This window comes from Curvibacter soli (assembly GCF_029211125.1).
GTDB lineage: Bacteria > Pseudomonadota > Gammaproteobacteria > Burkholderiales > Burkholderiaceae_C > Curvibacter_A > Curvibacter_A soli.
This window is the reverse complement of sequence record NZ_JARGEN010000012.1, coordinates 86,333-108,286: the sequence shown is the minus strand read 5'-3', so window position 1 is coordinate 108,286 and position 21,954 is coordinate 86,333. Positions and strand designations below refer to the sequence as shown.

20 protein-coding genes, 1 tRNA gene and 1 pseudogene are annotated in these 21,954 nt (G+C 66.8%); 9 read left to right on the top strand and 13 right to left on the bottom strand.

Annotated elements, in window-relative coordinates:
- Positions 1-70: 70 nt before the first annotated feature.
- The 6 genes and pseudogenes from lon to PY257_RS02325 form a co-directional block, all read right to left on the bottom strand.
- Complete coding sequence (gene lon, locus PY257_RS02350) at positions 71-2,497, bottom strand: endopeptidase La (RefSeq protein WP_275738358.1); 2,427 nt, start codon at positions 2,495-2,497, stop codon at positions 71-73.
- Positions 2,498-2,637: 140 nt separating this feature from the next.
- The gene (gene clpX / locus PY257_RS02345) at positions 2,638-3,903 is read right to left on the bottom strand and encodes an ATP-dependent Clp protease ATP-binding subunit ClpX (protein ID WP_275738357.1); all 1,266 of its coding nucleotides are present in this window, start codon (positions 3,901-3,903) and stop codon (positions 2,638-2,640) included.
- Between the two features lie 97 nt (positions 3,904-4,000).
- Positions 4,001-4,609 (bottom strand): ATP-dependent Clp endopeptidase proteolytic subunit ClpP, encoded by a 609-nt coding sequence (clpP, locus tag PY257_RS02340; protein ID WP_275738355.1) that lies wholly within the window; start codon positions 4,607-4,609, stop codon positions 4,001-4,003.
- A gap of 94 nt (positions 4,610-4,703) precedes the next feature.
- Positions 4,704-6,020, bottom strand: a complete 1,317-nt coding sequence (gene tig / locus PY257_RS02335) for a trigger factor (RefSeq protein WP_275738353.1) — start codon at positions 6,018-6,020, stop codon at positions 4,704-4,706.
- 28 nt (positions 6,021-6,048) lie between these two features.
- Positions 6,049-6,135 (bottom strand) — tRNA-Leu (locus PY257_RS02330).
- 106 nt (positions 6,136-6,241) lie between these two features.
- Positions 6,242-6,496, bottom strand: a pseudogene (locus PY257_RS02325) (efflux RND transporter periplasmic adaptor subunit); the annotation flags it as partial.
- Between the two features lie 95 nt (positions 6,497-6,591).
- Between PY257_RS02325 and hpnC the strand changes: the two are divergent.
- The 3 genes from hpnC to hpnE all read left to right on the top strand — a co-directional run bounded on the left by hpnC (position 6,592) and on the right by hpnE (position 10,034).
- The gene (gene hpnC, locus PY257_RS02320) at positions 6,592-7,458 is read left to right on the top strand and encodes a squalene synthase HpnC (RefSeq protein WP_275738351.1); all 867 of its coding nucleotides are present in this window, start codon (positions 6,592-6,594) and stop codon (positions 7,456-7,458) included.
- A 271-nt stretch (positions 7,459-7,729) separates the two neighbouring features.
- On the top strand, positions 7,730-8,569 hold the full coding sequence (gene hpnD, locus PY257_RS02315) for a presqualene diphosphate synthase HpnD (RefSeq protein WP_275738396.1): 840 nt from the start codon (positions 7,730-7,732) through the stop codon (positions 8,567-8,569).
- A 148-nt stretch (positions 8,570-8,717) separates the two neighbouring features.
- Entirely contained in the window at positions 8,718-10,034 is a 1,317-nt protein-coding gene (gene hpnE / locus PY257_RS02310) for a hydroxysqualene dehydroxylase HpnE (RefSeq protein ID WP_275738349.1), read from the top strand.
- A gap of 237 nt (positions 10,035-10,271) precedes the next feature.
- Here the strand turns inward: hpnE and PY257_RS02305 are convergent, their stop codons facing one another.
- Complete coding sequence (locus PY257_RS02305; RefSeq protein ID WP_275738393.1) at positions 10,272-10,964, bottom strand: HAD family hydrolase; 693 nt, start codon at positions 10,962-10,964, stop codon at positions 10,272-10,274.
- A gap of 42 nt (positions 10,965-11,006) precedes the next feature.
- Between PY257_RS02305 and hemH the strand changes: the two genes are divergently transcribed.
- Positions 11,007-12,047, top strand: a complete 1,041-nt coding sequence (hemH, locus tag PY257_RS02300) for a ferrochelatase (protein ID WP_275738346.1) — start codon at positions 11,007-11,009, stop codon at positions 12,045-12,047.
- A complete protein-coding gene (locus PY257_RS02295; RefSeq protein WP_275738344.1) occupies positions 12,044-12,748 on the top strand; it encodes a glutathione S-transferase N-terminal domain-containing protein in 705 nt (234 codons plus the stop codon). The genes hemH and PY257_RS02295 overlap by 4 nt, the downstream gene beginning before the upstream one ends.
- Before the next feature lie 296 nt (positions 12,749-13,044).
- On the opposite strand, the gene PY257_RS02290 is transcribed toward PY257_RS02295, so the two are convergent.
- The 3 genes from PY257_RS02290 to PY257_RS02280 all read right to left on the bottom strand — a co-directional run bounded on the left by PY257_RS02290 (position 13,045) and on the right by PY257_RS02280 (position 16,148).
- Positions 13,045-14,562 carry a tripartite tricarboxylate transporter permease gene (locus PY257_RS02290; protein ID WP_275738342.1) on the bottom strand — a complete coding sequence of 506 codons (1,518 nt, stop codon included), beginning with the start codon at positions 14,560-14,562 and terminating at the stop codon, positions 13,045-13,047.
- Between the two features lie 2 nt (positions 14,563-14,564).
- Entirely contained in the window at positions 14,565-15,107 is a 543-nt protein-coding gene (locus PY257_RS02285) for a tripartite tricarboxylate transporter TctB family protein (protein WP_275738340.1), read from the bottom strand.
- 78 nt (positions 15,108-15,185) lie between these two features.
- The gene (locus PY257_RS02280) at positions 15,186-16,148 is read right to left on the bottom strand and encodes a Bug family tripartite tricarboxylate transporter substrate binding protein (RefSeq protein ID WP_275738338.1); all 963 of its coding nucleotides are present in this window, start codon (positions 16,146-16,148) and stop codon (positions 15,186-15,188) included.
- Positions 16,149-16,276: 128 nt separating this feature from the next.
- Here PY257_RS02280 and PY257_RS02275 point away from each other — a divergent pair, with 128 nt between their 5' ends.
- Together PY257_RS02275 and PY257_RS02270 are read left to right on the top strand one after the other, a co-directional pair.
- A complete protein-coding gene (locus PY257_RS02275) occupies positions 16,277-16,948 on the top strand; it encodes a response regulator transcription factor (protein ID WP_275738336.1) in 672 nt (223 codons plus the stop codon).
- Positions 16,945-18,435 (top strand): sensor histidine kinase, encoded by a 1,491-nt coding sequence (locus tag PY257_RS02270; RefSeq protein WP_275738334.1) that lies wholly within the window; start codon positions 16,945-16,947, stop codon positions 18,433-18,435. The genes PY257_RS02275 and PY257_RS02270 overlap by 4 nt, the downstream gene beginning before the upstream one ends.
- A gap of 422 nt (positions 18,436-18,857) precedes the next feature.
- Here the strand turns inward: PY257_RS02270 and PY257_RS02265 are convergent, their stop codons facing one another.
- Positions 18,858-19,514, bottom strand: coding sequence for an RlmE family RNA methyltransferase (locus PY257_RS02265; protein ID WP_275738332.1), 657 nt, complete (start codon positions 19,512-19,514; stop codon positions 18,858-18,860).
- A gap of 45 nt (positions 19,515-19,559) precedes the next feature.
- On the opposite strand from PY257_RS02265, the gene PY257_RS02260 reads away from it, so the two are divergent.
- Positions 19,560-20,036, top strand: a complete 477-nt coding sequence (locus PY257_RS02260) for a YhbY family RNA-binding protein (RefSeq protein WP_275738330.1) — start codon at positions 19,560-19,562, stop codon at positions 20,034-20,036.
- A gap of 61 nt (positions 20,037-20,097) precedes the next feature.
- Complete coding sequence (locus PY257_RS02255) at positions 20,098-20,817, top strand: glycosyltransferase (RefSeq protein ID WP_275738328.1); 720 nt, start codon at positions 20,098-20,100, stop codon at positions 20,815-20,817.
- Between the two features lie 215 nt (positions 20,818-21,032).
- Here PY257_RS02255 and PY257_RS02250 read toward each other — a convergent pair whose 3' ends face one another.
- Both PY257_RS02250 and greA read right to left on the bottom strand, forming a co-directional pair.
- A complete protein-coding gene (locus PY257_RS02250) occupies positions 21,033-21,479 on the bottom strand; it encodes a DUF4149 domain-containing protein (protein ID WP_275738326.1) in 447 nt (148 codons plus the stop codon).
- Complete coding sequence (greA, locus tag PY257_RS02245) at positions 21,476-21,952, bottom strand: transcription elongation factor GreA (protein ID WP_275738324.1); 477 nt, start codon at positions 21,950-21,952, stop codon at positions 21,476-21,478. The genes PY257_RS02250 and greA overlap by 4 nt, the downstream gene beginning before the upstream one ends.
- Between the last annotated feature and the right edge of the window lie 2 nt (positions 21,953-21,954).

Here is a 21,954-nt window from a genome sequence, read left to right as displayed (position 1 = left end):
CTGTTGCTGCAATGAGTGAAATTATAGCGTGGTTTTTTTACCCTTTGATCCCCAAGTCAAAAAATTACACTCAGTGTTTCAAGGAGTCCGCCACGACGGGGGGAGGCGTTGCCGTGGCAGGCGCGGCAACAGTCACCGGCTCCTCGTCGGACAACGGTGACGGTTTGCTCACCAGCGCCACATCGAGCACCTTGTCGATCCACTTGACGGGCACGATCTCCAAGCCGTTCTTGACGTTCTCGGGAATGTCCTGCAGATCCTTGACGTTCTCTTCCGGTATCAGCACCGTCTTGATGCCACCGCGCAAGGCAGCCAACAGCTTTTCCTTGAGTCCGCCAATGGCGGTAACCTCACCGCGCAGCGTGATCTCGCCGGTCATGGCCACCTCACTCCGCACGGGGATGCCGGCGAGGGCCGATACGAGCGCCGTCGTCATCGCAATGCCTGCGCTGGGGCCATCCTTGGGTGTGGCGCCGTCAGGCACGTGAATGTGGATGTCCTTCTTCTCAAACACCTCTTCCCGGATACCTAGCAGGCGCGCTCGGCTGCGCACCACGGTGCGGGCCGCCTCAACCGACTCCTTCATCACGTCGCCCAGCGAGCCAGTACGAGTGATGACGCCCTTGCCCGACATGGTGGCCACCTCAATGGTCAGAAGGTCTCCGCCCACCTCAGTCCATGCCAGCCCTACCACTTGGCCGACTTGGTTCTGCTGCTCGGCGCGACCGTAGCTGTACTTGCGAACGCCCAGGAAATCGGACAAGTTCTCCGCCGTTACCTTGACCTGCGGCACAAACTTCTTCAATAGCAGGCCCTTGACGACTTTGCGGCAGATCTTTGAGAGTTCGCGCTCCAGCGAACGCACACCGGCTTCGCGAGTGTAGTAGCGCACGATATCGCGCACGGCATCCTCCGCAACCACCAGCTCCTCGTCCTTCACGCCATTGTTCTTGAGCTGCTTGGGCAGCAGATACTTCATTGCGATGTTGGTCTTTTCGTCTTCGGTGTAGCCCGAAAGCCGGATGACTTCCATGCGGTCCAGTAGCGCGGGAGGAATGTTCATGGAATTGGATGTCGCCACGAACATCACATCGCTCAGGTCGAAATCGACCTCCACGTAGTGGTCGTTGAAGGTATGGTTTTGCTCCGGATCCAGCACCTCCAGCAACGCGCTGGCCGGGTCGCCGCGGAAATCCGTTCCCAGCTTATCGATCTCGTCAAGCAGGAACAACGGGTTGCGCGTACCGACCTTGCCCAGGCTTTGCAGCACCTTGCCCGGCAACGCTCCGATGTAGGTCCGGCGGTGGCCGCGTATCTCGGCCTCGTCGCGCATGCCACCCAACGCCATGCGCACGTACTTGCGTCCTGTAGCCTTCGCGATCGACTGGCCCAGCGAGGTCTTGCCCACGCCCGGAGGGCCGACCAGGCACAGGATAGGCGCCTTCACCTTGTCCACGCGCTGTTGCACCGCAAGGTACTCAAGAATGCGATCCTTGACCTTCTCCAGACCGTAGTGGTCTTCATTGAGCACGTCCTCGGCATTGCCCAGATCATGCTTGATCTTGGTCTTCTTGCTCCAGGGCAGACCAGTGAGCACGTCGATATAGTTGCGCACCACCGTGGCTTCCGCCGACATGGGCGACATGAGCTTGAGCTTCTTGAGTTCGCTCTCGGCCTTGCGCAGCGCATCCTTGGGCATCTTGGCGCGCTGTATCTTCTTTTCGATCTCCTCGATGTCGGCCCCATCCTCGCCTTCACCAAGCTCCTTCTGGATCGCCTTGACCTGCTCGTTGAGGTAGAAGTCGCGCTGATTTTTTTCCATCTGGCGTTTGACGCGGCCGCGGATCTTCTTGTCGACGTTCAGAATGTCGACCTCGCGCGCCAGTTGCTCGAACAGGTTTTCAAGACGCGACTTCACATCGGACAGATCCAGCACGACCTGCTTGCTATCGAGCTTGAGCGGCAGGTGCGCTGCGATCGTGTCGGCCAGCCGGCCCGCATCGTCGATACTAGAAATCGACGTGAGGATCTCCGGCGGAATCTTCTTGTTGAGCTTGACGTACTGGTCGAACTGCTGCATCACCGCGCGTCGCAGCGCCTCGATCTCGCTCACGGGCCCCGCGCTCTGTGCAGTCTCCACAGGCGTTACGCTCGCAGTGAAGTGCGTGCCATGGTCCTCCACCGTGGCAACCGTTGCGCGCTGCTGGCCCTCGACCAGCACCTTGACCGTGCCGTCGGGCAGCTTGAGCATCTGCAGGATCGTGGAGATGCAACCCACGTCGAACATGTCGGTCGCGGCAGGCTCATCCTTGGCGGCAGTCTTCTGGGCTACCAGCATGATGCGGCGCTCCGCTTCCATTGCCAATTCCAGCGCCTTGATGCTTTTGGCTCTGCCGACGAACAGCGGGATGACCATGTGCGGGAAAACCACCACATCCCGCAAGGGCAGGAGCGGGAGGTCTAGCGGGGACGCAGGTAGAGGGGTATGACCGGACATGACAATCCTTATGGGTACCTGTGGAATATGGTCAGTCAGGCAGCGATTTCAACCCGCTGACCGGCAAAATGAAAGCAACGGCCATCCACAAGGCAAGAGGCATGCCGCCCATTGCCATTGCATCAGTACCATGAAGGCCATCAGGCCTTCTTGGCCGCCTCGCGGTACACCATCAAAGGCGGCTTGTTTTCGTCGATGGTGGATTCCTCCACCACCACCTTCGCGACATTGGACGTATTCGGCAGTTCGAACATCGTATCGATCAAAGCATGCTCCATGATGGAGCGCAGGCCCCGCGCGCCGGTCTTGCGCGCCAGCGCCTTCTTGGCGATGGCCTTCAGGGCGCCGGGGCGCACCTCCAGGTCCACCCCCTCCATCGCGAAGAGCTTGCTGTACTGCTTGAGCAACGCATTCTTGGGTTCGGTCAGAATCTGCACCAGCGCATCCTCGTTCAACTCGGCCAGCGTGGCGACGACAGGCATGCGGCCTACGAGCTCCGGGATCAGGCCGAACTTGATCAAGTCTTCCGGCTCGATCTCGCCAAAAACCTCGGTCAGCGAACGTTGCTTCTTGGTGCGAAGCGCCGCGCCGAAACCGATACCCGATGCCTCGGTACGGTTTTCAATGACCTTTTCGAGCCCGGCAAAAGCCCCTCCGCAGATGAACAGGATGTTGGTCGTGTCAATCTGCAGGAAATCCTGGTTCGGATGCTTGCGCCCGCCCTGCGGCGGCACGCTGGCCATGGTGCCTTCGATGAGTTTGAGCAACGCCTGCTGCACGCCCTCGCCCGACACATCGCGGGTAATGGAAGGGTTGTCCGACTTGCGTGAAATCTTGTCGATCTCATCGATATAGACAATGCCGCGCTGTGCGCGTTCCACGTCGTAGTTACAGCTCTGCAGCAGCTTCTGCACGATGTTCTCGACATCTTCGCCCACGTAGCCAGCCTCGGTCAGCGTGGTGGCATCGGCCATGACGAAGGGCACGTCGAGCATGCGCGCCAGCGTCTGCGCCAGCAGCGTCTTGCCCGACCCGGTAGGGCCGATCAGCAGGATATTGCTCTTGGAAAGCTCGACATCGTCCTTGGTCGCCTTGTCCTTGTAGCGCAGGCGCTTGTAATGGTTGTAGACCGCCACAGCCAACGTGCGCTTGGCAACGTCCTGGCCTATGACGTAATTGTCTAGGTTGACCTTGATCTCCGCCGGTGAAGGCAGGTCGCCGCGGCTTTCGCGTTCGTTGTCGGCAGCCGGCAGCTCGTCGCGGATGATCTCGTTGCAGAGGTCGATGCACTCGTCGCAGATGAAAACCGACGGACCCGCGATGAGTTTCTTAACCTCATGCTGGCTCTTGCCGCAGAAAGAGCAGTAGAGGGTTTTCTCGCTGGAAGAGCCTTTTTTCTCGGCCATGGGGGCAATGCCTTGTTACGGAGTTGCGATGATGATAGCGAAATAAAAACGGCGCCTTCCCTGCCAGAAAGCGCCGTCCAGGTGCCGACAGAGGCTTTCAGGCGCGCCGGGAAATTACCTGGTCGACCAAGCCGTATTCCTTGGCCTCGTCCGCCGACAGATAGCGGTCACGCTCCATGTCCAGTGCAATCTTCTCCACGGTCTGGCCCGTGCGCTCGGCATAGATCCTGTTGAGCTGCTCGCGCGTCTTGATGATTTCGCGAGCGTGGATCTCGATGTCGGTCGCCTGGCCGGAGGTGCCGCCAGAAGGCTGGTGGATCATGATCTTCGAGTTGGGGAGCGCAAAGCGCTTGCCCTTGGCACCTGCCATAAGCAGGAACGAGCCCATGCTGGCCGCCATGCCCATGCACAGTGTAGAGACCTCGGGCTTGATGAACTGCATCGTGTCGTAGATCGCCAGACCGGCACTCACGCTGCCGCCAGGCGAATTGATGTAAAACGAAATGTCCTTGTCCGGGTTCTCGCTTTCGAGGAACAGCAATTGGGCCACTACCAAGTTGGCAGTCTGGTCGTTCACCTCGCCAACCAGGAAAATCACGCGCTCCTTGAGCAAGCGCGAATAAATGTCGTACGACCGCTCGCCCCGGCCCGACTGCTCGATGACCATGGGGATCATGCCCAGGCCCCGTGTTTCCAGTGCACTCATGTTTTCTCCAAAGGTGAAAAGGTACTGTATCCAGAAATGGACATGGGGCCTGTGCACACTGGCACAAGCCCCACGAAGCCAGATCGACCCGCGATCAGCCCTGTTGTTGGCCCATCAGTTCGTCGAACGACACGGCCTTGTCCACTACCTTGGCCTGGCCCAGCACGAAATCGGTCACGTTGTTCTCGATGACCATGGCTTCCACCTCGGCCAGCCGCTGGTTGTTGCCGAAATACCAGCGCACCACGTCGGCGGGCTTTTCATAGCTGGAAGCCAGATCCTCGACATGCGCCTTGATCTGCTCAGGCTTGGCCTGCAGGTTGTTCGCACGCACGAGCTCGGCCACCACCAGCCCCAGGCGCACACGGCGCTCGGCCTGCGGGCGGAACATGTCTTCGGGGATCGGCGCCTTGTCGGCGTCCTTGATGCCGCGCTGCCTCAGGTCGGCACGCGCGTTTTCCACCATGCGCTCCAGTTCGGCCTGCACGCTGGCGTTGGGCAGGTCCAGTTCGGCCTTGGACAACAACGCCTCCATCACCGCATTCTTGTTGCGCGACAGCAAGCGGAACTTCACTTCGCGCTCAAGGTTTTTCTTGATGTCGATGCGCAGGGCTTCCACCGTGCCCTCGGCGATGCCCAGGGACTTCGCCAGCGCTTCATTCACTTCAGGCAGATGCGCCGCCTCGATCTTCTTCACGGTCACCAGAAAATCGGCCTGCTTGCCCGCCACATCCTTGCCGTGGTAATCGGCAGGAAAAGCCAGCGGGAAAGTCTTGCTCTCGCCGGACTTCATGCCGCGCACCGCATCCTCGAACTCCTTGAGCATCCGGCCTTCGCCGACCAGGAACTGGAAGCCCTCCGCCTTGCCGCCGCCGAAGGGCTCGCCATCGATCTTGCCTTCGAAGTCCACCGTCACGCGGTCGCCATCCTGGGCGGCGGCATCCTGCGCACGCTGCGCGAAGGTGCGGCGCTGCATGCGCAGGATTTCAAGCGTCTTGTCGACGGCGGCGTCCGTCACCTCGGTGGAAAGCTTTTCCACCTCGGCCGCCGACAGGTCGCCGATCTTCACCTCTGGATAGACCTCGAACACCGCGTCGAACGTCATTTCGCCCTCGGGCGCGTCGTCCTTCTCGGTGATCCGGGGCTGGCCCGCAACGCGCAATTGCGCCTCGTTGGCGGCGCTGGCGAAAGCCTGGCCCACCTTGTCGTTAAGCACTTCATACTGCACGGAATAGCCGTAGCGCTGGGCCACGACGTTCAGCGGCACCTTGCCGGGCCGGAAGCCGTCCATCTTGACGGTACGGGCAAGGCGCTTGAGGCGCGAGTCCACTTCGGACTGGATCGCGGTGACTGGCAGCGTCAGCGTGATCTTGCGCTCCAGCTTCTCAAGGGTTTCGACATTTACGGCCATGGTGGTTCTCTGCTTGCTTCGGGGTCTATGGTGCGCGGAGCCGGACTCGAACCGGCACACCATTGCTGGCGTCAGGACCTAAACCTGGTGCGTCTACCAATTTCGCCACCCGCGCGGTCTATCAGGGCCGGGCAGCGCCGCAAAGGCTCCGCCCGGATGAACAAGGTCAACCTTAGATTTTAACTGCTTAATCTCGGGCTTCCGCCGACTCGCCTCGCCGCGTCGAGTTGCGCCAGCACGTCGCCCGCCTTCACACGTTGGCCCAGCTCGGCCTGGCGCTTCACGATCTTGCCGGCCACGCGACAGCCCAGCCGACTTTCCACGCGCGCCTTCACATCGCCCTCGTATTCGCGCTGCGCGCCGTAGCTGCCCAGGCCCACGGTCAGCAGCTTGACAGCCCGCAAGGGCTCTTCCACCGGCGCGGGGCGCGAGCAGGCAGCCAGTATCGCTGTGCTTTGCGCCTTGCCCTGCGCCAAGACACATCGCTTTTATTGTTGCCGCCAAGCATCGAACACTGCACGATAGTAGTCCAGAGGCACCCGCGCCGGACCGTCAAGCGACAATCCTGCGGGTGAACTCTCCCCCCGCCCATCCCCAGAGACCCGAAGCCACCGCCGGCCACTACGAGAACTTCCCCGTCGCCTCGTGGCTGTGCCCGCCGCGCCTGCGCGCGCCCATCACCGCGATCTATGGCTTTGCCCGCACGGCGGACGACATCGCCGACGAGGGCGACGCGTCCCCCACCCAGCGCCTGGCGGATCTGGCCGCCTACCGCGCCGACCTCGACGCCATCGCGCAGGGCCTGCCGCCATCAGCGCGCTGGGCCGGCGTCTTCGGGCCGCTGCATGCCGCGCTACGCACCCACGCCCTGCCCGTGCCCCTGCTGGCCGACCTGCTCGGCGCCTTCATGCAGGACGTGGAGAAAACCCGCGACGGCGCCGGCTATGCCGATCGCGCCGAACTGCTCGACTACTGCCGCCGCTCGGCCAACCCCGTGGGCCGCCTGCTGCTGCACCTGTACGGCGTGCACGACCAAGCAGCCCTGGCGCAGAGCGACGCCATCTGCACCGCGCTGCAACTCATCAACTTCTGGCAAGACCTGAGTGTGGACATCCCGCGCGGGCGCCACTACCTGAACGCGCAGGACCGCGCCGCCCACGGCGTGCCGCTCGCCGACCTGTGCGCCCGGCGCAGCACCCCTCAAACTATTGAATTGATAGCTGCAAGCGCAGACTGGTCGAGCGCTACCATGCAAAAAGGCATGCAACTTGTGCACCGGCTGCCGGGCCGCGCGGGCTGGGAACTGCGCCTAGTGGTGCAAGGCGGCCTGCGCATCCTCGACCGCATCGCGGCCCAGGGCTATACGACACTGCAATCGCGCCCCACGCTGCGCCGGCGCGACTGGGTGGTGATGCTCTGGCGCGCTGCGGTGATGTAAGCCTGCGGGCCACCGGCAAGATGACCGCGCCTTTCTGTTCCGGCGCTACCAGCAACTCACCAGCCCGCTGTCGGCCCCGCAAGGCAAGAAGCGCCCCGCCCACATGGTGCGCGCGGCAGGCTGAATGCGCTCCACACGGGCACGGGCCGCCCCTGTCGGCTCACTCAAGAAAGATAGCTGTCAGCGCTTATTCCATGGGCACCACAAGCCTAAAAAATGCCCAAACCGCCCGCGCCGGCACCACCACCCCGCCATGGGACAATTCCCGCCGATGACCCCCGAGCAGTACGTCCAGCAGAAAGCCGCAGCCTCCGGCAGCAGCTTCTATTACGCCTTCCTGTTCCTGCCCCCGGCCCGCCGCGCGGCCATCACGGCGTTCTATGCGTTCTGCCGCGAGGTGGACGACGTGGTGGACGACGCGCAAGACCCCGGCGTGGCGCGCACCAAGCTGGCCTGGTGGGATGGCGAGGTCGCCCAGGCCTACCGCGGCCAGCCCAGCCACCCGGTGCTCAAGGCGCTGATGCCCCACGCGACGGAGTACGGCATCGAGGCCGCCCACCTGCACGCCGTGGTGCAGGGCTGCCAGATGGACCTGGAGCAGACCCGCTACCTCGACTTCGCGGGCCTCTCGCGCTACTGCCACCTGGTGGCCGGCATCGTGGGCGAGGTGGCCGCGCGCATCTTCGGCCAGGCCGACGCCCGTACCACCGAATATGCGCACCGGCTGGGCCTGGCCTTCCAGCTCACCAACATCATCCGCGACGTGGGCGAGGACGCGCTGCGCGGGCGCATCTACCTGCCGGTCAGCGAGTTGCAGCAGTTCGACGTGAAGGCGCACGAGATCCTCCAGCGCACCTATTCCGAGCGCTTCACCGCCCTCATGCGCTTCCAGGCCGAGCGCGCGCACCGCCTGTACGACGAGGCCCTGGCCCTGCTGCCCGCCAGCGAGCGCCGGACGCAAAAGCCCGGCCTGATGATGGCCAGCATCTACCGCACGCTGCTGCGCGAGATCGAGCGCGACGATTTCCAGGTGCTGCACCAGCGCATCGCGCTCACACCGCTGCGCAAGCTGTGGCTGGCCTGGAAGGTCCAGGCACTCGGCAGGTTATGACCCCCACGGTCGCGCACTTCGTGTCGCTGCCTGCCCCCAAGCGCAGGCGTGCCCTGCGCTTCGCTTGGCCTTGGGGCCGCATTTCGCCTTCGGGCAGCCCGGCGGCGAAACCTCCCGTCAGGCAGACCGCCGCTGCGGCCTGCGCTCCATGAACATCGCCATCGTCGGCGCCGGCTGGGCCGGCATGGCGGCGGCCGTGACGGCGGTGCGGGCCGGCCATGGCGCTACGGTTTTCGAAGCAACCCGCACAGCCGGGGGGCGCGCCAGGGCCGTTCTAGACCATGATGACGATGGCGCGCCGCTCACGCTCGACAACGGCCAGCACATCCTGATCGGCGCCTATGCCGAATGCCTGCGGCTCATGCGCGCGGTGGGCGTGGAACCTGGCACGGCGCTGCTGCGCCTGCCGCTGGCGCTCGTGTTTCCCGATGGCAGCGGGCTTGCGCTGCCCGACCTGGCCCCGCCCTGGGATGCGATCGCGGGCATCCTGCGCGCGCGCGGCTGGACGGCGCGCGAGCGGCTGGCGCTGCTGCGCGCGGCGGCGGCCTGGCGCCTGCGCGGTTTCCGCTGCAGCCCCGAAACGTCGGTGGCGCGGTTGTGCGCGGGCCTGCCGGCGCGGCTGCTGCACGAATTCATCGAGCCGCTCTGCGTCTCCGCCCTCAACACGCCGGCCCAGGCCGCCAGCGGCGCGGTGTTCCTGCGCGTACTGCAGGACGGCTTGTTCAGCGGGCGCGGCGGCTCCAATCTGCTGCTGCCGCGCGTGGACCTGGGCGCGCTGTTCCCAGCCCGCGCGGCGCAATGGCTGGCCGAACGCGGGCACGCGGTTCAATGGGGCCGGCGCGTGCAGGCCATCGCGCCCATGGGTGCGGCTGCCGGCACGCGCTGGAGCGTGGACGGCGCGCAGTTCGACGCCGTATTGCTGGCCACGCCCAGCACCGAAGCGGCCCGCCTCGTGCGCGGCTGCGCGCAGTCGCCGCATGCCGGCGCCCTGCACGCCTGGGCCGACGACGCGCAGGCGCTGGCCTTCACCGCCATCGCCACCGTATATGCCCAGGCCGACGCCCAGGCCGTGGCCCGGTGCCTGCCGCTGCCGATGCTGGCGCTGCGCCAGGCCGCCGATGCGCCCGCGCAGTTCGTGTTCGACCGCGGCCACCTCGGCGGCCCGGCAGGGCTGCTGGCGTTCGTGGCAAGCGCGTTCGAAGGCGAGCGCGCCGCCCTGGAAGCCCAGGTGCTGCGCCAGGCCCAGGTGCAACTGGGCCTGCCCGCGCCGCGCATCGTGCAGACGGTGGTGGAAAAGCGCGCCACCTTCGCCTGCACGCCCGGCCTGCGGCGGCCCGCCGCACGCATCGCGCCCGGCCTGCTGGCCTGCGGCGACTACGTGCAGGGCCCCTATCCGGCCACGCTCGAAGGCGCGGTGCGCAGCGGCATCGAGGCGGCGCGGGCGGTGGCTGCGGGTTCTGAATGAAAAAAGGCTCTAGTGCAGTGTTCAACGCTAAGCAGCACATAAAACCGCGCCTTTTGACGCATGGCGGCGTTGCAAATCCTCGCGATAGCTACGGCTATCGCTGTGGTTTGCGCCTTGCCCTGCGCCAAAACGCATCGCTTTTATTTGTGCCGCCAAGCATCGAAAACTACACTAGCGCCCGTAGATATTGCGCTGGCAGCTACTTTTTTGATAGCATCAGGCATGCGACCTGCCGCCTTACCGCAGCAAGCCATGCAACTGTCCCAGGCCGTCCACCGTGGCGGGCGCCGGCCCGGCATGTGGCCAGGGCTGCGCGGTGCGGTTGATCCATACAGCCTGCATGCCCGCGCCCAGCGCGCCCTGCGCGTCCAGCGTGGCATCGTCGCCGATGTGCAGCACCGCGTGCGGCTCCACGCCCGCGGCCCGCGCGGCAGCGTGGAAGATGCGCGGGTCGGGCTTGCCCACGCCGAATTCACACGCGCTGAGCGCTGCGGCGAAATACCGGCCGATGCCCACCGCATGCACGTCGGCATTGCCGTTGGACAACGCCACCACGGGGTAGCGGGCCGACAGGAAGGCCAGCAGGTCCAGCGCACCGTCGTACAAATCCACGCGCTGGCGCTCGGCAAAAAACAGCGCGAACGCGGGCTCGGCCAGCGCCGGGTCGTCGCCCGCCTGCGCCAGCGCCAGGCGGATGGATTCGCGCCGCAGCGCGCCCAGGTCGTGGCCCAGGTCGGGGCGGTCGCGCTCCACCTGGTCGCGGATGGCGCGCAGCGCCGCGGGCGTGCGGTAGCGCTCGGCGGTCGCGGGCGCATGGGCTCGCAGCCATTGCGCCAGCACCGCTTGCGCGCGCTCGATGGCGGGCCATACGGGCCACAGGGTATCGTCGAGGTCCAGCGTGATGGCGCGGATGCGGGCAAGGTCGAGCATGATTCTCACGGAGAATACCGCATCGAATTCGCCCCCCCGCCCATGCCCTCGACAACCCCACCCGCCATTCGCGCCGCCGTACTGCTGTGCAACCTCGGCACGCCCGACGCGCCCACCGCGCCGGCGTTGCGGCGCTATCTGGCGCAGTTCCTGTCCGACCCGCGCGTGGTGGAGATTCCACCCGTGCTGTGGCGCCCCATCCTGCATGGCGTCATCCTGCGCACGCGGCCCGCGAAATCCGCCGCCAAGTACGCCAGCATCTGGACGCCCGAGGGCTCGCCGCTCGCCGTTTGGACCGCCAGGCAGGCCGTGCTGCTGCGCGGCTGGCTGGGCGAGGCGGGCCTGCGCACGCAGGTGCGCCACGCCATGCGCTATGGGCAGCCGTCCGTCGCGTCGCAGCTCGACGCCCTCATGGCCGAGGGCATCGAGCGCGTGCTGGTGCTGCCGCTGTACCCGCAGTACTCGGGCACCACCACGGCCAGCGTGGCCGACGCGGTGTATGCCTGGGCACGGCGCACGCGCCGGCTGCCGGAGCTGCGTTTCGTCAACGGCTACCACGACCATCCCAGCTACATCGCCGCGCTGGCGCAGAGCGTGCGCCAGCACTGGCTGCGCGAAGGCGGCCCGGCCGATGTGCTGGTGATGAGCTTCCACGGCATTCCCGAGCGCACCGTGCGCCTGGGCGACCCCTACCAGCGCGAATGCCTGGCGACGGCGGCTCTGCTGGGGCAGGCGCTGGGGCTGGCGGCGGACCGCGTGCGCGTCACGTTCCAGTCGCGCTTCGGCAAGGCCCGCTGGCTGGAGCCCTACACCGAGCCCACGCTGGTCGCGCTGGCCCAGGGCGGCACGCGGCGCGTGGACGTGATGTGCCCCGGCTTCACGAGCGACTGTCTGGAGACGCTGGAGGAGATCAACATCGAAGTCCGCGCCGCCTTCCTGCGCGCGGGCGGGCAGGAGTTCCGCTACGTCCCGTGCCTCAACGACAGCCCCGCCTGGATCGACGCGCTCGGCGCGATCGCGCAGGAGCACCTCGGCGGCTGGGAATACGCCCCCCAACCCACCACGGAAAACACCGCACCATGAACCCGCTGTCCGACTTTCCCATCACCCGCAAGTGGCCCGCGCGCCACCCCGAGCGCCTGCAGCTCTATTCGCTGCCCACGCCCAACGGCGTGAAGGTGTCGATCATGCTGGAGGAAACCGGCCTGCCCTACGAGGCGCACCGCGTGGCGTTCGACAGCAACGACCAGTTCTCGCCCGAGTTCCTGTCGCTGAGCCCGAACAACAAGATCCCGGCCATCCTCGACCCCGACGGCCCGGGCGGGCGGCCGCTGGCGCTGTTCGAGTCGGGCGCCATCCTGCTCTACCTGGCCGACAAGACAGGCCGCTTCGCGCCGCAGGACGCCGCTGCCCGCTACGAGACCATCCAGTGGCTGATGTGGCAGGTGGGCGGCGTGGGGCCGATGTTCGGCCAGCTCGGCTTCTTCCACCGGTTCGCGGGCAAGGACTACGAGGACAAGCGCCCGCGCGACCGCTACGCGGCCGAATCGCGCCGCCTGCTCGGCGTGCTCGACCAGCGGCTCGCGGGCCGCGAATGGATCATGGGCGGCGACTACACCATCGCCGACATCGCCGTGTTCCCGTGGGTGCGCAACCTCGTGGGCTTCTACGGCGCGGGCGAGATCGTGGGCTTCGACGGCTTCGCCCATGTGCGCCGCGCGCTCGACGCGTTCGCGGCGCGGCCCGCGGTGCGCAAAGGGCTGGACGTGCCGGGCGCCGACTGACCCTAGAAACGGCAGTTGACCGCTTTGTATCCCTTGACAAGCCGCATGAAATCAAGCGTTGACGGCTTCGATGGCGTTCACCTCATGGGTGAGAGCGCTATGCACCTGCCAGCACCGTGCTCGGCGCGCCATGCGGCGTTGCTCATCCTTGCGGGCAGTAGCCCGCCGCGTCGTCGCGCCTTGCCTGGCACCCCGATCACGGCACCGGCAGGCGCATCCAACTGCCGTTTCTAGGCTGACCGGAACCCGGCGCGCCCTGCGGCACGCAGGCGCGCCGACAGCGCAGGCAAGCCGCATCAGGCTGCGTGCGTGGCCGGCAGGCGCCGCCGCGCCGCCCAGACCCGCAGCAGGCGCGGCAGCAGCAGCACCGCCGCCACGACGACGATCAGCGCGAGCGACATGGGCCGCTGCACGAACACTGCAGCGCTGCCCTCGCCGATGGACATGGCGTTGCGCATCTGCGCCTCGGCCAACGGCCCGAGGATCATGCCGACCACCACAGGCGCCGTGGGGAAATCGAAGCGCCGCATCACCACGCCGAGCACGCCCATGGCATAGAGCAGAAACAGATCGAACGCGCTCTGCCGCATGCCGTAGGCGCCCACGGTGGCGAAGATCAGGATGCCCGCGTACAACTGCGGCTTGGGAATCTTGAGCAGCTTGACCCACAGGCCCACCATCGGCAGGTTGAGCACCAGCAGCATCACGTTGCCGATGTAGAGCGAGGCGATCAGCGCCCACACCAGCGCCGCCGAGGTGGTGAAGAGCTGCGGCCCGGGCTGGATGCCGTAGTTCTGGAACGCGCCGAGCAGGATGGCCGTGGTGTTGCTCGTCGGGATGCCCAGCGTGAGCAGCGGGATCAGCGCTGCCGTCACCGTGGCGTTGTTGGCCGCCTCGGGCCCGGCCACGCCCTCGATGGCGCCGACGGTGCCAAACTCGGCCCGATCCTCTCCCTTGGCGAGCTTCTTCTCGGTGGCATAGCTCAGGAAGGTCGGGATCTCGGTGCCGCCCGCCGGGATGCAGCCGAACGGCGTGCCAATGGCCGTGCCGCGCAGCCACGCGGGGATGGAGCGCCGCCAGTCGCGCGCGGTCATGTGTACGCGGCTCATGCGGTTGCGTCCCTCGACCACGCGGCCCTCGTACAGCGCCGCGTACAGCACCTCGGCCACGGCGAACAGGCCCACGGCCACGAGCACGATCTCGATGCCGTCGAGCAGCTCCGGAATGCCGCCCGTGTAGCGCCCCTGGCCCGAGATTTGGTCCATGCCCACGCAGCCCGCGGCCAGGCCCAGGAACAGCGCGGTCAGCCCGCGCAGCGCGCTCTGCCCCAGCACCGCGCTGACGGTGGTGAAGGCCAGCACCATGAGCAGGAAGTATTCGGGCGGCCCGAGCTTGACGGCGAAGTCGGCCACGTAGGGCGCGAACAGCGTGACCACCACGGTCGCGACGGTGCCGGCCACGAACGAGCCGATGGCCGATGTGGCCAGCGCCGCGCCGGCGCGCCCGCTCTTGGCCATCTTGTTGCCCTCCATCGCCGTCACCATGCTGGCTGTCTCGCCCGGCGTGTTGAGCAGGATGGAGGTGGTGGAGCCGCCGTACATGGCGCCGTAGTAGATGCCCGAAAAGAAGATCATCGAGGCGGTTACGTCCACCTTGGCCGTGATGGGCAGCAGCATGGCCACGGCCACCGCCGGGCCGATGCCCGGCAGCACGCCGACCGCCGTGCCCAGCGCGCAGCCGAACAGCGCCCAGAGCAGGTTGATCGGCGTGATGGCCGCGGCGAAGCCGTGCAGGAGTGCGTTGAGGATGTCCATGGTCAAAACCAGCCTGTTGAAGTCAAGCCCGGCAGGTTGATCGCCAGGAACTGCGTGAAGACCCAGAACACGGGCGCGGAAATCACGAAGCCGGTGAGCACGTCGATGGCCCAGGTGCGCGCCCGCCCCGCCGCCTGCCCAGCCGCGCGGCGCAGGCCCTGCACGGCCAGCACGTAGCACAGCGTGCAGCTCAGGATGAAGCCGATGGTGGTGATGAGCGCCGCGTTGGCCAACAGCCCGGCGGACACCCACACGAAGCCGGGCCAGTAGCCGTGCGCCGCGCCGCTGGGCGCTTGCATTTCGCGGAAGCCCCCGGTGCGCGCCTCCCAGATGATCCAGGCGCCGCAGAGCGTGAGCGCGCCGGCCACCAGCCAGGGCAGGAAGTTGGGGCCCACGCCGCTATAGCCCGCCTGCGACGAGATGCCCAGGGCGCCGTAACCCAGGCCCAGTCCGCCCAGCAGCACGGCGATGCCGACCAGCGTTTGCGGCAAGGGGGATGCAGGCGGCGCGGCATCGGCCTCCGCAGTGGGAGTGGTGGTGTTCATGGCGGGACGCGGACGGAAGAAAGGGAAACGCAGCGCCCCGCGCCGGCGGCGAGGGGCCCGCACAAGGCACGAAAGGAATCAGGACACCATGCCGGCCCGGGTCATGGTGTCGCGCAGGCTGGCGAACTCCTCGTCCACGAACTTGCCGAACGCGTCGCCCGTGAGCACGGCGGGCGTCCAGTCGTTCTTCTTCAGCGACTCGGCCCACGAAGGCGACTTCAGCGCGGCCACGATGCCGTCGATCAGCGCCTGCCGCTGCGCCGCCGTGATGCCCGGCGCGCCGTACACGCCGCGCCAGTTGCCGATCTCAACGCCGATGCCCTGCTCCTTGAGCGTGGGCACGTCGATGCCCGGCAGCCGCTCGCCCGATGTGACGGCGATGGCGCGCATCTTGCCCGCCGCGATGTACTCGGCGAACTCGCTGTAGCCGCTGCCGCCCACGGTGACGTTGCCGCCCAGGATGGCCGCCGTGGCCTCGCCGCCGCCACGGAAGGCCACGTAGTTGATCCTGGCCGGGTCCACGCCAACCTTCTGCGCGATCATGGCCGCGGCGATGTGCTCGGTGGAGCCGCGCGAGCCACCGCCCCACTTGACGCTGCCCGGGTCCTTCTTGAGCTGCGCCACCACGTCGGCCATGGTCTTGAGCGGCGAGTTGGCGGGCAGCACGAACACGTTGTATTCGCTGGTCAGGCGCGCCAGCGGCGTGGCCTGGCTCAGGCTGACCGGCGGCTTGCCGGTGATGATGCCGCCGAGCATCACCGCGCCCATGACCATCAGCGCGTTCGGGTCGCCCTTGGCCGAATTGACGAACTGCGCCAGCCCGATGGCACCCGCCGCGCCGCCCTTGTTGTCGTAGGTGACGGTGTCGGCCACCTTGGCGTCCTGCAGCGCCTTGCCGAGCGCGCGGCCCGTGGTGTCCCAGCCGCCGCCGGGGTTGGCCGGCAGCATCAGCTTGAAGTTGCCGCCCGCGCGCGCGGTCAGTGGCAGCGCGCCGGCCACGGCGAGCGCAGTCAGGGATTGAAGGAAGGTGTTGCGGCGCATGGTCGTCTCCTTTTATGGGTTGAACCCCACGATCATGCGCGTGCCGGCTGTCAATTGGCTGTCCGCCCCATCAGGGAAAACACCAGGGCGCAATGGCGCCGCGCGCGATGCTGCTATGGTGCGCCCCCATGCAGGTTCTCCTTGTCGAAGACGACCCCGCGATGCAGGCCACGCTGTGCCGCGCGCTGCAGCACCGCGGCATGCAGGTGCAGGCCGCGGGCGACGGGCTGGACGCGCTCGCGCGCTGGGCCGCCCAGCCGCCCGACGCCGTGGTGCTGGACATGAGCCTGCCGGGCCTCGACGGCCTGCAGGTGCTGGACCGCGCACGCCGGCAGGGGCTGCGCACGCCGGTCATCATCCTCACCGCGCGTGCCGCCGTAGGCGACCGCGTGCTGGGCCTCAACAGCGGCGCCGACGACTACCTGGCCAAGCCCTTCGACCTCGACGAGCTGGAGGCGCGCCTGCACGCGCTGGCGCGCCGCAGCGGCGCGGCAACGGCGGCGCGCGACATCGCCGTGGGCCCGCTGCGCTACGAGCATGCCAACGGCGCCATCTACCACCTGGGCCGCGTGATGGACCTGACGCCGCGCGAACTGGCGCTGCTGCACGCGGTGATGGAACAGGCCGGGCGCGCGGTATCGAAGGAGCGGCTGTTCGATCTGGTGTTCCCCGGCGAGGCCGCAGTGCAGTACGAGGCGGTGGAGGTGGTGGTGTACCGCCTGCGCAAGAAGCTCGCGGGCACCGGCACCACGCTGATGACGCTGCGCGGCCTGGGCTACCTGCTGAAGGTGGAGGCTTGAACGCGCCGGGCGCCACCCGGCTGTCGCTGCGGCGGCGCCTGCTCGCGGGCATCCTGCTGCCGGTGGCAGCCATCGTGGCGTTCAACACGGCCAGCCTCTACCGCGAAACGCTCATCGCGCTCAACACCGCCTACGACCGCACGCTGCTGGCCTCGGCCAAGACCATCAGCGAACAGCTCGACGTGCAGGGCTACGACGACCAGGCCACGCTGCGCGCCACCGTGCCCTATGCCGCACTGGAGGCTTTCGAGACCGACAACCATACCCGCATGGTCTACCGCGTATCCACGCTGCGCGGCGAGGTCATCTCGGGCTTTCCGGAACTGCCGTTCTGGCACGGCAGCATTCCGCAGCGCCCGCCCTATGCGGCGCTGGTGGACTTCTACGACGACAGCTTTCGCGGCCAGCCCGTGCGCGTGGCCGTGCTGCTGCAGCCCGTGGCCAGCACGCGGGGCCGCAGCATGGCGGTGATCCAGGTGGCCGAAACGCTGCAGTTGCGCCACGCGCTGGCGCGCGAGATTCTGTGGGACACCGTGCGGCTGCAGACCCTGCTGCTCGGCGTGGTGGCGCTGGTGGTGGTGCTGGTGGTGCAGAGCGCCACGCGCCCGGTGCGCCGCCTGAGCGCCGAGCTGCAGGCGCGCCCCGAAGGCGACCTGACCCCCATCGCCGCGCCCGACGCGCCGCGCGAACTGCAGCCGCTGGTGGAAGCCACCAACCACGTGATGGCTCGGCTGGCGCAACTGCTGGCGCAGCAACTGCGCTTCGTGCGCGACGCCGCGCACCAGTTGCGCACGCCGCTGGCGGTGCTGAAGACGCAAACGCAGTCGGCCCAGCGCGGCGACCTGCCGCCCGCGCAGGCGCTAGCCGAGATCGCCGGCACCGTGGCGCGCGCCACCCAGCTCGCCAACCAGATGTTGGCGCTGGCGCGCGTGGAGCAGACGCGCCAGCAGCAGCCGGGCGAGCAGTCCGTGGCCGACTGGGCCGCGCAAGTGCGCGCGCTGGCGCTGGAGCTGTCGCCCCTGGTGGCCGAGCGCGACCTGGACTTCGGCATCGCCACCGTGCCCGCGCCGGTGTGCGCGCCCGCATGGATGCTGCGCGAGCTGTCGCGCAACCTGCTGCACAACGCCATCCGCCACGCCCCCGTGGGCAGCGTGCTGGCCGTCGATCTGCGGCTGGAGCCGCCCGGGCAGCCCGCATGGGCCGTGCTGACCATCGCCGACCAGGGGCCGGGAGTGAGCGAGGAACTGGCGGCCCGGCTGTTCGAGCCGTTTTCCACCGGCGGCGCACATGGCGGCACGGGCCTGGGCCTGACGATCTGCCGCGAGATCGCGCGGGCGCTGGGCGGCAGCGTGGCGCTGGCCAACCGCACCGGCACGGATGGCGCGGCGGCGGGGCTCGACGCGGTGGCGCGGCTGCCGGTGGTGAATAATGGTCAAACGAGGGACTTGCAGAATTATTTTTGCCGAAATTCGTCTAAATTTGCTTAAAATTTAAGCAAAATTTCTAAGATTTGAGGAATTTTGACGAGAATTTTTAGAGGCCATTTTGGGCAAATTGATTTGGAGGCGATCTCGTGCGTTTTGAGGCGTTTTTCATGTTCAGCGTAGGGGGAGGGGTCGCAGTCTATTTTGAGCGCACGTTGGCGCGTTTAAAAAATTCATCCGAATTCTGCAAGTCCCTCAAACCCTATAAACGGCAGTTGAACCAACCGAAAAACTGAAGAAACCCAATATCCATGCGGGTTTCCAAAGACTTCAAAGTGACTGCAGAGCAGTTTCAGATGGGTGAGTCTGGAAAGCATGGAAACGCAATGCGTGACAGGCACTTGCTCGAATTTCGGGGATTCAACTGCCGTTTTTAGGTTCACCCCGATCGCTGGAGCACCCAGAGTCCACGCCACCAGCCCCGGCTACCGCAGCAACCCCATCCCCACCAAGAACGTCTCCGACGACTTGTCGCGCGAGGCTTTAGGCTTGACTGGCTTGACCACGCGAAACGCGCCCTTGAATAGCTGCACCAGTTCGCTGTAGCCCGCGCCGTGGAACACCTTGGCGACCAGCGCGCCTTCGGGCTTGAGGTGGTGCCGGGCAAAATCGACCGCCAGCTCCACCAGGTGGAAGATGCGCGCCATGTCCGCCGAGGCGATGCCCGACAGGTTGGGCGCCATGTCCGACACCACCACGTCCACGCTGCGGCCCTGCAGCGCATCTTCCAGGCGCTGCAGCACCTCGGCCTCGCGGAAGTCGCCGTGCAGGAAGGTCACGCCCTCCACCGGCTCCATGGGCAGGATGTCCAGCGCGATGATGGCGCCGTTGAGTTCACCCGCCGCCGCCCCCTGGGGCGACAGGCGCCGCCGCACGTACTGGCTCCAGGCGCCGGGGGTGGAGCCCAGGTCGACCACCACGTGGCCGGGGCGGATCAGGCCCAGCGTCTCGTCGATCTCCTTGAGCTTATAGGCCGCGCGGGCGCGGTAGCCCTCTTTCTGGGCCAGCTTCACATAGGTGTCGTTCACGTGATCGTTGAGCCACGCCTTGTTCACCTTCTTGCTCTGGGTTTTGACCTTCATGGCCTCCATTGTGAAGGCGCGCAGCGGCCACGGATAATAGAGCCCATGCCCCACATCCAATTGACCCCGGCCCAGCGCCGCGAACAGCGTGCCCTGGCGCACCATCTGGACCCAGTGGTACTCATCGGCGGCGATGGCCTGACGCCTGCGGTACAGAAAGAAGTGGATGCCGCGCTGAACGCCCACGGGCTCATCAAGGTGCGCGTATTCGCCGACGACCGCGCCGCGCGCGAGCAGATCTACCAGCAACTCGCAGACGCGCTGAACGCGGCCCCCGTGCAACACATCGGCAAACTGCTGGTGCTATGGCGCCCCATGCCCGAAAAAGCCCGCGCCGTGGACGAGGACCGCATGCCCGGCCCGCGCGACGTGAAGGTGCTCAAGTACAGCTCGCGCGGCGGCCAGCGGCCCGAGGTGAAGCAGTTGCGCGTGCTGGGCAACCAGCGCCTGACGCAAGGCGGGCTGGTCAAGCGCGCCAAGAAGCCGCGCAAGAAGTCGGTGAAGAAGAACCAGGTGCGCTGAGAGCGTGGCTGCTTCCTCCACGGTGCCGCGGGAGCCTGCAGGCCAGCGCCACATCCTCTGCATGAAGTGGGGCACCAAGTACGGCCCCGAATACGTCAACCGCCTCTACGCCATGGTGCGCCGCCACCTGCGCGGCGACTTCCGCTTCGTCTGCCTGACCGATGACGGCGCGGGCATCCGGCCCGAGGTGGCGTGCCTGCCGATCCCGCCGCTGGCGCTACACCTGGCGCCAGGCCAGCGCGACGGCGCCTGGAAGAAGCTCACCACCTTCGAAGCCGATCTGCACGGCCTGCGCGGCACCGCGCTGTTCCTGGACCTGGACGTGGTGATAGTCGGCCCGCTCGACGACTTCTTCGCACTGCCAGGCCCTTTTCGCATCATCCACGACTACCGCCGGTTCTGGCAGGCCGGGCGCATCACGGGCAACTCATCCGTCTACCGCTTCGCGCTGGGCGCGCACGCCGACGTGCTGGCGTACTTCCGCGCCCACATGGACGAGGTGCAGGCGCGCTTTCGCAACGAGCAAGCATTCCTGTCGGACTGGCTGCACCGCCAGGGCCAGCTCGACTACTGGCCCGATGCCTGGTGCCCGAGCTTCAAGTACCACGGCATCCCGCCCTGGCCCACCAATTACTGGAAGGAGCCGTTCGTGCCCGAGGGCGCGCGCATCGTGGTCTTCCACGGCGAATGCAACCCCCCGGACGCTCTGGCAGGGCGGCGCAACAAGCGGTTCCGGCACATCGAGCCGGCGCAATGGGTGGGGCGCGAGTGGCGAGAGTGAGCCCTGGGGGCAGGTTGCGCAGCAAGGCTACGACTTACGCAAAACGGGTTCAGGCAAGACACTCACTCCTTGTGCGCAGCGCGCTGGCGCATCCTTGCTTGCGTAAGTTCCGGCAAGAGTAGTACCGCCATAAGGTACTGCACCCATGCCCGATGCGGATGAGTTGCGACTCCATGACCTTCCTTGCCTTGGCATGCGCCACCCGCCGGTAGCTGCTATGGCAGCGGCGCTGCCTGATCGTGCGTTGTAGCCGAGGACACTTTCCACAAGGTTGCGGCAGCGCAAAGCCACTGCACGGCGTACATCGCGGTGCCCACGCCATGCCAGAGCCGCAGGTTCTGCCGCGCCACGATGCGCGGCGCCACGGCATATTCCACGAGCAGCGCCAGCAGCAGCCCCAGCACTATGAAAACGATAGCTGCTACCGCAGTATTTGCGGGCGCTGCGGGCTCATTTTGCTTGGAAGCGATGAGCAGCAGCACGCAGCAGGCGAGCGACACCCAGGTCTGCGCCGTGAAGATGCGCGCCGCCGCATAGCCGGCCATGGCCGGCGTGGGCAGGTGGGCGAACAGCAGCGGCACGGCGATGAAGCCGATGGCCGTCAGGCTGCCCCACCAGAGTGCTGCGGCGAAGACCGGCAGGCGACGGGCCAGGGCGCTCATTCGTAGCGCACCGCGATGATCTCGTAGCGCTTCACGCCGCTGGGCGCCTGCACCTCGGCGGTGTCGCCCTCTTCCTTGCCGATCAGCGCGCGGGCGATGGGGCTGGAGATGTTGATGAGGCCAAGCTTCAGGTCCGCCTCGTCCTCGCCGACGATCTGGTAGCGCACGGCGGCGCCGCTGTCCTCGTCCTCCAACTCGACGGTGGCGCCAAACACCACCTTGCCGCCCGCGTCGACCGCCGAGGGATCGATGATCTGCGCGGCGGAGAGCTTGCCCTCCACTTCCTGGATGCGGCCTTCGATGAAGCCCTGGCGGTCCTTGGCCGCCTCGTATTCGGCGTTCTCGCTCAGGTCGCCCTGGGCGCGCGCCTCGGCAATGGCCGCGACCACCGCAGGCCGTTCCACGGTCTTGAGCTGGCGCAGCTCCTCCTTGAGCTTCTCCGCGCCGCGCCTGGTGATGGGGATGGTTGCCATGT